Annotated in this window: 7 protein-coding genes; 3 read left to right on the plus strand and 4 right to left on the minus strand. The window is 66.1% G+C overall.

The genetic code is table 11. The features are described from left to right. Positions 1-239 precede the first annotated feature (239 nt). From DBR34_RS17805 to DBR34_RS17815, 3 genes are all read right to left on the minus strand, one after another. Entirely contained in the window at positions 240-3143 is a 2904-nt protein-coding gene (locus DBR34_RS17805; RefSeq protein ID WP_128097771.1) for a TonB-dependent receptor, read from the minus strand. 443 nt (positions 3144-3586) lie between these two features. After that, positions 3587-4447 carry a hypothetical protein gene (locus DBR34_RS17810; RefSeq protein WP_128097772.1) on the minus strand — a complete coding sequence of 287 codons (861 nt, stop codon included), beginning with the start codon at positions 4445-4447 and terminating at the stop codon, positions 3587-3589. Between the two features lie 119 nt (positions 4448-4566). Continuing rightward, entirely contained in the window at positions 4567-5463 is an 897-nt protein-coding gene (locus DBR34_RS17815; protein ID WP_128097773.1) for an Hsp33 family molecular chaperone HslO, read from the minus strand. Positions 5464-5542: 79 nt separating this feature from the next. On the opposite strand from DBR34_RS17815, the gene mtgA reads away from it, so the two are divergent. From mtgA to DBR34_RS17830, 3 genes are read left to right on the plus strand one after another with little or no spacing between them, the layout of a single operon-like run. Then, positions 5543-6292 carry a monofunctional biosynthetic peptidoglycan transglycosylase gene (mtgA, locus tag DBR34_RS17820; protein ID WP_128097774.1) on the plus strand — a complete coding sequence of 250 codons (750 nt, stop codon included), beginning with the start codon at positions 5543-5545 and terminating at the stop codon, positions 6290-6292. A 39-nt stretch (positions 6293-6331) separates the two neighbouring features. Continuing rightward, on the plus strand, positions 6332-7351 hold the full coding sequence (locus DBR34_RS17825; protein ID WP_128097775.1) for a glycosyltransferase family 2 protein: 1020 nt from the start codon (positions 6332-6334) through the stop codon (positions 7349-7351). Further along, positions 7311-7742, plus strand: a complete 432-nt coding sequence (locus DBR34_RS17830; RefSeq protein WP_128097776.1) for a CBS domain-containing protein — start codon at positions 7311-7313, stop codon at positions 7740-7742. The genes DBR34_RS17825 and DBR34_RS17830 overlap by 41 nt, the downstream gene beginning before the upstream one ends. Before the next feature lie 224 nt (positions 7743-7966). Here DBR34_RS17830 and DBR34_RS17835 read toward each other — a convergent pair. Beyond that, a partial coding sequence (locus DBR34_RS17835) for an AsmA family protein (RefSeq protein WP_258224093.1) occupies positions 7967-9708 on the minus strand: 1742 nt, incomplete at its 5' end.

Raw genomic sequence — 9708 nt, forward strand, 5'->3', positions numbered from 1 at the left:
CGCTGTGGCACAGCGCGATGAAATTGAGTGCCTGCAGGTTGTCCGGGTCGCGTTGTCGTACCTGCTCGAAGCAGCGTTCGGCGGCGCCGGGGTTGCCTGAGGCGGCCAGCTGGTGGGCTTGCTCGATGAGTGCCGACAGGGGCGGGGGCAAAGGGGCGGGCATGGGCTTGACCGTGGTGTGCGGGAAAAAAAAGTGGCCCCGTTTCCGGGGCCACTGTGTCACTTACGCCACGCCCCGCTTAGAAGCGCTGGGTGTAACGCATGTAGTAGTAACCACCCGGGGTGTCATACGAGTAGTCGTAGGTGTTGGCGAAGGCGCGGCCCGCCAGCGGCGGATCCTTCTTGAACACGTTGCGACCACCGATGGCCACGGTGGCGTTCCACGGCAGGTTGTAGCGGCCTTCCACGTCGTGGTACAGCACCGACTCGATGTGGTTGCGCGGGTCCGGCTGGCCGGCCAGGCCCAGCTTGTCCGGATCCGAGCACAGGCCGGCGGCCAGGTACGCAGCGCTGGTGCCGATGCAGCTTTCCGACAGCGAAGAGCGGTAGCGCATCGTCCAGGTCACGCCGAAGTCACCCAGGGTCCAATCGGTGGTCAGATTGGAGCTCAGGCGCCAGCCGGGGGTGTCCTGGGTGTAGATGCCGACTGCGTTCTCCCACTCTGCGTCCTTGTTGGCACGCGACTTGTCGCTGGAGACGTAGGCACTATCCCAGTTGAACGAGAAGCTGCCCCACGCGGTGTCCGGCAGGCGATAGCGGACGCTCAGGTCGAAACCTTCCACTTCACGTTCTGCCAGGTTGCGCGGCAGCAGGAACATGTTGGTGATGCGGCCGGCGCCATCGCGGACGAAGTAGCTGCTGTCGCAGTAGCTACGATCGCCATCCGGAGCAACGTAGCACTGGTCCAGGATGAAGTCCGAGGACGGGGTGCTGATCGCGTTTTCGATCTTGATCTTGTACCAATCAAGCGCGATGTCGAAGCCCTGCAGGTAGCTCGGGCTGTAGACGAAGCCCAGGGTGTAGTTGGTGGCCGTTTCCGGACCCAGGTCCGGGTTGCCGCCGAGGGTGAACGGGAAGATGGTCTGACCGCCGTAGCCCAGGCCAGCGTTGGTCTGCTGGACGAAGGTCGGGGACACGCCACCGGCGACGCAGCGGGCCTGCACTTCCGCGGTGTAGCCACTCCAGTCGGAGGAGCAGGGATCGCCGAAGTTGATGTAGCTGTCGCTGTTGCCGCGGTACAGGTTGGTGATCGACGGCGCACGGAAGCCTTCGGACCAGTTACCACGCACCATCAGGTCGTTGATCGGCTTCCACTTGAAGCCGAACTTGCTGTTGGTGGTCTGGCCGAAGTTGCTGTAGTCGGAGAAGCGGGTGGCGGCGCTGAGCTCCAGCAGCTGGGCACCCGGCAGGTCGGACAGCAGCGGCAGGGCCAGTTCGAGGAAGGCGTCGTCCAGCGTGTAGGCGCCGGCGGTGGCCTTGCGCGCATTGCCGGAGGTGTAGCCGGCGGCGACCAGGGCGTCCGGATCGTCGTAGCCGCTTTCCTTGCGGTTTTCAAAGCCCAGTGCGAAGCCGGCCATGCCGCCCGGCAGCTGGAACAGATCGCCGGCCAGGTTGGCGGTGAAGCTCTTGCTCAGGTTCTGGTACTGGTCATGTGCGGTGAACATCACATAGTCCAGCTGTTCCTGGTTGATCGAACCGGCCGTGCTGAGCGGGTTGATCGGGATGCAGCCCGCCACGATCGCGCCCGGGGCGCCACACTTGATCACGCCGTCGGTGTCCATGAAGGACGGGCCGGTGGCAGCGTTCAGGTTCAGGGTGTTCAGGTCACCGCGCATGCGGTCGTTCTGGTCGGTACGGCTGTAACGGTAGCCGGCATCCCAGTTGAACGCACGGTCGCCGAAGTTGAACACGCCTTCCAGACCACCGTAGAAGTGGAAGGTCTTCACGTCCTGGTTGTAGATGCGGGGCTGCTCGGTGAAGCGGCGGCCGTAATCCAGGTCACGCGCCTGCGCCGTGCCCTTGTACGGGTTGAAGTAGCTGTCCTTGTCCAGGCCACGGGTGCCGGCCAGGTAGAAGCCTTCGGTGACCGGGAAACCGGCCAGCGCCTGCTCGGACTCACGCTGGTTGTACAGCGCCTCGGAACGGAAGGTCACCGAGTCGGTGATGTCGAAGGCACCCTGCACGAACAGCGAGCGACGCTCCGACGGCGTCAGCAGGTAGTTGTCCGAGGCGTAGTTGTAGCCGTCGCCGGCCGTGGTGTACGGGTGGTAGTTGGCGAGGTCGCGCGAATCGGCGCCGTTGTTGATGACGCTCATGTCGACGCTGTCGAGCGCGGCATAGTAGTCGTCTTCGTTGGTGAACTGCCCCGGCCAGATCGCATTGCCGGCGGCATCGACCGGCTGCCAGATCACGCCCGAGGACGAGACCGAGCTGCGCTGGGTCAGACCGAAGGTGGGGTTGCGCGAGATCGCGCGGTCGCGCGCCATCACGGCGTCATCCTTGCTGTAGCTTGCGCTGAACAGGATGTTGCCGCGGTCGCTGTTGGCGCCCAAGGTGAAGTCGTAGGCCTGCTGCTGGCCATCGCCCGGACCCATCTGGCCCACGTACACGCGGGCTTCCGCGCCTTCGTAGTCCTTGCGGGTGATCAGGTTGACCACGCCGCCGATGGCGTCGGAACCGTAGATCGACGAGGCGCCGTCCTTCAGCACTTCAACGCGCTCAACCGCCGCGATCGGAATGGTGTTGAGGTCGACCGAGGCATCCAGGGCGCTGACCCAACGGCGGCCGTTGACCAGCACCAGGGTGCGTGCAGCGCCGAGGCCGCGCAGGTTGACGCCGGACGAGCCGTCGCCGCCGTTGTTCACCTGTGCATTCATCGAGAAGCCATTGTTGGCGCTGATGTTCTGCAGCAGCTGGCCGACGTTGGTCACGCCGGAGTGCTCGATGGTGTCGCGGCTGATGACCAGCACCGGCTGCTGGGTTTCGGTATCGACCGAGCGGATGCGCGAGCCGGTGACCTGGATGCGGTCGAGGTTGGTTGCGCCGGTGGTCTCGGTTTCCTGGGCCTGCACGGCGCCGGTGGCGCCCGTCGCGACCAGCGCGATGATCACCGCGTCACGCAGTTTGTTGGATTTGAAATTCATTGCTCTCTCTCTCCAAGGGAATCTTGGGTATTCACTGGGGTGTTTGCCTGCGGCGGCACCAAATGAGCGCCAATCACCACGAGGCTGACTCGATAGTAACTGCCGACTGGAGAGAATTAAAGCCACGTTAATGAAGGGTGTGAACTGGGTTAAATTCGGCAAAGTCGTTGTGGATCAATGATTTTCCGAGGCTCAAGGACCTTTTTGTCTCATTGGTTAAGTATTTGTGATGAAAATAGTTGCAGTTGATTTGTAACGGTATGTATCGAACGGTGTCGTCACGTCCCATTTACGGGCGTATGCGGCGGTGGCGATACACGGTGTGCAGCGCTTGACCGCCGCGTGGGGCCGACGTGGTCCACGCGGGGGTGGTTCCAGGCAAAAAAAACGCGCCGTGAGGCGCGCGTTTTACTGGTTCGGCGGCGCCACACGGCGCGCGTCGATCAAAGATCCTGTTCGTAACGGACGTAGGGCACGGTGCCTTCGTCGGTGCTCTCGTTGCGCGGGGCGAACGGATTCTTGCCGCGCGTGATCACGTTCTCGGCGCCTACGGTGAGCTGGCCGCTCCAGGGCGTGCGCCAGGTCAAGCCGACCCCCAGGCCTTCCCACTTGCCGGGCTGGCCGGGCACGTCGACCACGCGGCCGATGATGTTGCCGCTGAAGTTGCCGTAGCCGGCGCCGATGGTCAGGCTCTTGCTGTCCCAGCGGTCCACGATGGCCGGGGACGCATCGGACAGCGGCACCAGGCGTGCCTTGGCGTAGGTGCCGCCGATCGAGACGAAGCCTTCGCGACCGATGTTCTTCTGGCCGAACACGGTCAGGTCGTTCTGTTCGGCGCGCAGTGCCGGTGACTTGTTCGGGCCGGCCAACCAGGCCGGCAGGGTGTCACGGCCGGTGCCCGCAGTGATGCCGAGGCGACCGCCCGGACGGTTGAACGCCGCCGTACCGCTGACCCGGCGACTCAACGAGGTGTTGTCATCGTCATCGCCCAGGCTGGCCAGCATGCAATGACTGGCCAGGCCGCTGATGCTGGTGCCGCGGCTGCTGTTGCAGAGCAGGCCCAGCGAGTCGCCCGAGGACAGCCCGAAGGCGGCGTCGAGCGAACTGCGGCCGAAGTGCCAGCGCGCGCCAACGGCCTGTTCACCGGTGGGTTCCAGGTACAGCAGGGCCTCGACCTTGCCGCTGCCCTTGTTCCACACCGGAATCACGGTGCTGTCCTGGCGCGGCTTGTTCTGCGCATGCGCGCCCGTGATCGCGGCGAGGGCGATCACAAGGGCCAGCGGTAGACGCAGAAGGGAACGCATGGGAACTCTCAGACAGCAGCGGTGAGCACAAGTTCCCGCCGAAGCGGGACACTGATCCTAGGGCGTTTATGAATTCTTAACAAGTCTTGGTTCTCCCCAGAACAAAACTCGTGCGGCGATTACTGAAGCCGTTCAGGTGCCGGTGGGGAAACACCGGTGTCGCTGAACAGTATGGCGAACTCCGTCAACGGAAAGTGATACTCCTGTCCGCAGAATTCGCAACGCACGTCCACCGCGCCGGTCGGCTCGGCGGCGGCGCGGGCTTCCTCCTCGCCCAGCGACTGCAGCATGCCTTCCACCCGTTCGCGCGAGCACGAGCACGCAAAGCGCAGCCCCCGCTCACCGAGCAGTTCCGGCTTCTCTTCATGGAACAGGCGGTGCAGCAGGTCATTGCCGGCCACGTCCAGCAGTTCCTGCTTGCCCAGGGTCTCGAACAGGGCACTGGCGCGTGACCAGCCGTCGTTGTCGCCTTCGTCGCCGGGCAGCTTCTGCAGCAGCAGGCCAGCGGCCCGGGTGCCGTCGGCCGCCAGCAGCAGGCGGGTGGGCAGCTGCTCGGACTGCCGGAAGTAGTCTTCGAACGCTTCGTCCAGGCCGGCGGCCGTCAGCCCCACCAGGCTCTGGTAGCGCTGCGGTTCGCGCGGGTCCAGGCCCGGGTTTTCGATGGTGATGGCCAGCAGCGCGTCATCGCCCAGGGTGGTCAGGTCGCGCGGGGCATCGCCGCCACCGTCGGCCAGCTGCACGATGCCGCGCAGGGTGCCGGCGGCGGTGCATTCGGCGAACAGGGTGCGCATGGCGGTGTTGCTGCGCAGCTGGATCGACAGGCGGCCATCGACCTTGGTGTGGCCGGTGAACAGCGCCGAGGCGACAGCGGCTTCGCCGAGCAGTTCGGCGGCGGCCGGCGGGTAGACCGCGTGCGAGAGGATTTCAGCCCAGGTCGCATCGAGGTGCACATGCACGCCGCGGACGCCGGCATCGGGGAGCAGGAAACGGACAAGGGTGTCGGATTGGGCGGTCATCGGTTCTATGGGCGCGCGAAGTGGGATGCAGTTGCCGGATAATGCGCCGACAACCGTGCAAGCAAAGGATGCACCACTAATGGGGGCAGAGCGCAGCAACCTCAAGGCCGAACCGGGCCTGGAACCGTCGCGCCCGCGACGCTGGCACTGGAAGCGCCTGCTATGGCTGCCGGTGCTGTTTGCCGCCTTCAGCGTGCTGCAGGTCCTGGTGCTGCGGTTCATCGACCCGCCGGTGTCCACGGTGATGCTGTGGCGGTACGGCGAGGCGCTGGGCCAGGGCGAGTGGGATTACCGGCTGCACTACCAGTGGCGCGACCTGGACCAGATGGCACCCAGCCTGCCGATTTCGCTGGTGGCCGCCGAGGACCAGCGCTTCCCCGTGCACAACGGGTTCGACCTGCAGGCCATCGAGAAGGCACGCGACCACAATGCCAGGGGCGGCCGGCTGCGCGGGGCCAGCACGATCAGCCAGCAGGTGGCCAAGAACCTGTTCCTGTGGCAGGGCCGCAGCTGGGTTCGCAAGGGCCTGGAGGTCTGGTACACGGTGCTGATCGAGGCCCTGTGGCCGAAGTCGAGGATCCTGGAGATGTACGCCAACATCGCCGAGTTCGGCGATGGCATCTACGGCGCGCAGGCGGCGGCACGCCAGTTCTGGGGCAAGGACGCGGCGCGCTTGAGTCCGGCCGAAAGCGCCCGTCTGGCGGCGGTGCTGCCGGCGCCGCGGCGCTACAACGCGTCCAGGCCGGGGCCCTATGTGCAGCGCCGCGCGGCGTGGATCCAGCGGCAGGCGCGGCAGCTGGGCGGAAGCGGCTACCTGGCCGACGACTGACGATTCATGAAGGTGACGGGGCAAGGCTACAATCGCCGCATGACGGTCCAACGCCTCACCCTGGTCATCGCTGCCCACAATGAAGCCCTGGCGCTGCCGCGGCTGCACCCCCGCCTGCGCGCGGTGCTGGACGGGCTGCACGACATCGACGGCCGGGTGCTGTACGTGGACGACGGCAGCAGCGACGCCACCTGGGCGGTGATGCAGGCCCTGGCCGATGCGGATCCCTGCGTGGGGGTGCTGCGCCTGTCGCGCAACTTCGGCAAGGAGGCCGCGCTCACGGCGGGGCTGGATTTCGTCGACAGCGGCGCGGTGATGATCCTGGACGCCGATGGCCAGGATCCGCCGGAACTGATCCCCGAGTTCGTCGCGCTGTGGCGGCAGGGCTACGACAACGTGTATGGCACGCGGCTGGCCCGCGACGGCGAAAGCTGGTTGAAGCGAAGCACGGCGGCGGCCTTTTACCGGGTGATCGGGCGGCTGTCCAAGACCCCCATTCCGGCCGACACCGGCGATTTCCGGCTGCTGTCGCCGCGCGCGCTGCAGGCGCTGGGGCAGCTGCGTGAGCGCCACCGGTTCATGAAGGGGTTGTTCGGCTGGGTGGGCTTCCGGCGCAAGGCGCTGCCCTACCATCGGCACGCGCGGCTGGTGGGGCAGAGCAAGTTCGGGCTGTGGAAGCTGTGGAACTTCGCGCTGGAAGGCATCACCGGCTTTTCGACCGCGCCGCTACGGGTAACGACCTATCTGGGCCTGCTGACGGCCAGCGTGGCGTTCGTGTTCGCGGTCTGGGTGGTTGCCAAGGCGGCGCTGTATGGCGACCGCGTGGCGGGCTGGCCGACGATGATGGCGGCGATCCTGTTCCTGGGCGGCGTGCAGCTGATTGCGCTGGGGCTGATCGGGGAATACCTGGGGCGCTTGTACGACGAGTCCAAGCAGCGTCCGCTGTACCTGGTTGACACCTGGCAGGCACCGTTCGTGGCAGACTCGGCCGTGCATCCCATCGGTGGAGAGCAACGAGATGACCACGGTACGACAGCTGTTGGACGGCAAGTCCCCTGAGGTTTTCGCGGTAGGCCCGGAATCGGCGGTGATCGATGCGATCCGCCTGATGGCTGAAAAAGGGATTGGCGCGGTGTTGGTGATGGACGGCCGGCAACTGGTCGGCATCCTGTCCGAGCGCGATTACGCGCGCAAGATCGTGCTGCATGAGCGCTCGTCGCGGACCACGCGGGTGAGCGACATCATGACCCCCAAGGTGGTGACGGTGGCGCTGTCCGAGCAGGTGGAGCATTGCCTGCAACTGGTGACCGATTACCGGATCCGGCACCTGCCGGTGGTGGACGGTGGCAGCGTGGTGGGCGTGATCTCGATCGGTGACCTGGTGAAATCGGTGATCGACGAGCAGGCCCAGAAGCTGGACCAGCTGCAGCAGTACATCGTCGCGGGGTAAGTAAGCGCGGTTGGCGCGTTGCTGGCACGTGGCTGAGCCCATGGGCAGGCCGGTGCAGGACACGCCGTGAACCCATCCGTGGGGGCTCGTGGGCGGCATCCATGCCGCCTAACGGTCGACATCTACCTCGTGCGTAATCGCGGCGCGCGAGCAGGCTGCAGCGATACACGCACACCGCTCCCGGTAGGTACCGACCGTTGGTCGGTACGCTGACCTGGCCGCACTCACTTCGCGTAACGACCACCACAGTTCGAATCCTTGCCCGGGCCGGTTTCAATGGTGGCCAGCAGCGCGGCGGGCGGGGCGATGCTTCCCAGAGTCAGCGCGATCGCACCGCGGATGCCGAGCGCCTTGAAGTCCGGGCGGAACGAGGGGTCCTTGAAGCTGCCGCCGATGCGCAGCGGCGAGCGCAGGGCGAGGATGCTGATGTCCTTCGGCCGCGGGCGCAGCAGCAGGTCCAGCTGTTCCTGCTTGAGGTCCACGGTGCCCTCGCCGACGATCAGCGTATCGGTGGTATCGAAGGCGAGCGCGCGCGAGGTCATCACCCCGTTGGCCACGCCGAAATCACCGAACGCGCAGCGCAGCGGAATCTGCTTGTCGCCGGTGAACAGGAATTTCAGCGACTCGGCCACGTCCAGCCCGGCCAGCTCCATGACCAGGTTGCCGACATGGCCGCGGCCAATGCCGAGGGCGACGTTGCCATCGGAACTGCCCAGCATGGCCGCGACGGAGTTGCCGGTGCCAGCCAGGGTGAGGTCGCCACTGATACCGCCCGAAGCCTGTTCGGCCAGCTTGGAATCGGGCATCAGCTTGCCGAGCTGGATCTTGCGCAGGCTGGCCTGCAGCTGGGTGGAAATGGTGTCCTTGCGCGCGTCCATGCGGATGGTGCTGCGGATGTCGCCGCCGGCCACGCCGAAGTTGAGCGGTTCCAGGCGCAGCAGGCCGCCCTCCAGCTTGAGGTGCGCGTCCATGTCGTCCAGCGGCAGCACCGGCGAGTTGATGCGCTGGGCTTTCCAGCGCACGTCGGCATCCATCGCGCGCAGTTTGGTCAGGTTGTACGGGGTGTCCGGCAGCACCTTGGCGCGCGCGGCGAGCGCGGCGGCCTTGGCCTTCTGTTCGGCGTTGGCGGTTTCGCCGGCGCCGGTCTTCGGGGGCGCACCAATGAAGCCGGCCAGATCATCGAAGTCCAGGCGCTTGGACACCAGGTCGGCCTTCAGGAACGGGCGTTCGCCGCCCACGTCGATCTGCGCGGTGCCGCCCAGGTCGCTGTCGCCGGCGGTACCGGTGAAATTCTCGTAGCGCCAGATGTCGTTGTTGCGCTTGAGCCGGCCCTTCAGGCGGTACGGCGGCGTGGAGGGCATGGCCACGCCGATCAGCGGGAACAGGTCTTCCATGTCCTGCCCACTGAGCATCAGTTCAAGATCGAAGGTGCGCAGCGCGAAGGGGTTGGTCAGGGTGCCGCTGGCGATGGCATGGGTGCCGCCGGCGCGGCCGTCCAGATGGATGCGGAACGGGTGGTCGCTGTTGGTCAGTTCGAGCGGCGATTCGGTGCTGCCGTCGAGGGTGAACGGGTTGCCTTTCCAGCGCCCCTTGCCGTTGACCAGCAGGGGCGGTGCACTGTCTGCGCTGCGCGGTTTGCCGCTGTTGAGGGCGACCAGGACATCGGTGCGTCCGGCGGCATCGAGGAACTTGAGGCGGCCATCGTCGATGAGCAGGCGCTGCAGCTGCGGCGGGTTGCCGGTGGACGGGCCGAGGAAATCCCAGTTGCCGGGGGTGTCCTTGCCGGGACCGGTTTCGAGCAGCAGGTCGGGGCGGGTGAGGCGGACTTCGGGGATATGGACCTGACCGCGCAGCAGGGGCCAGACGCGGATGGCGATTTCCGCGCGGTCGGCGCTGGCCATCTGCGGGGTCTTGGCCCACGTGGCATTGGCGAAGGTGAGGCGGTCGGCGCGGACGGTGGTGGTGC

The sequence above is a fragment of the Stenotrophomonas sp. HMWF003 genome, from assembly GCF_003061285.1.
GTDB classification, from domain to species: Bacteria; Pseudomonadota; Gammaproteobacteria; order Xanthomonadales; family Xanthomonadaceae; genus Stenotrophomonas; species Stenotrophomonas maltophilia_AP.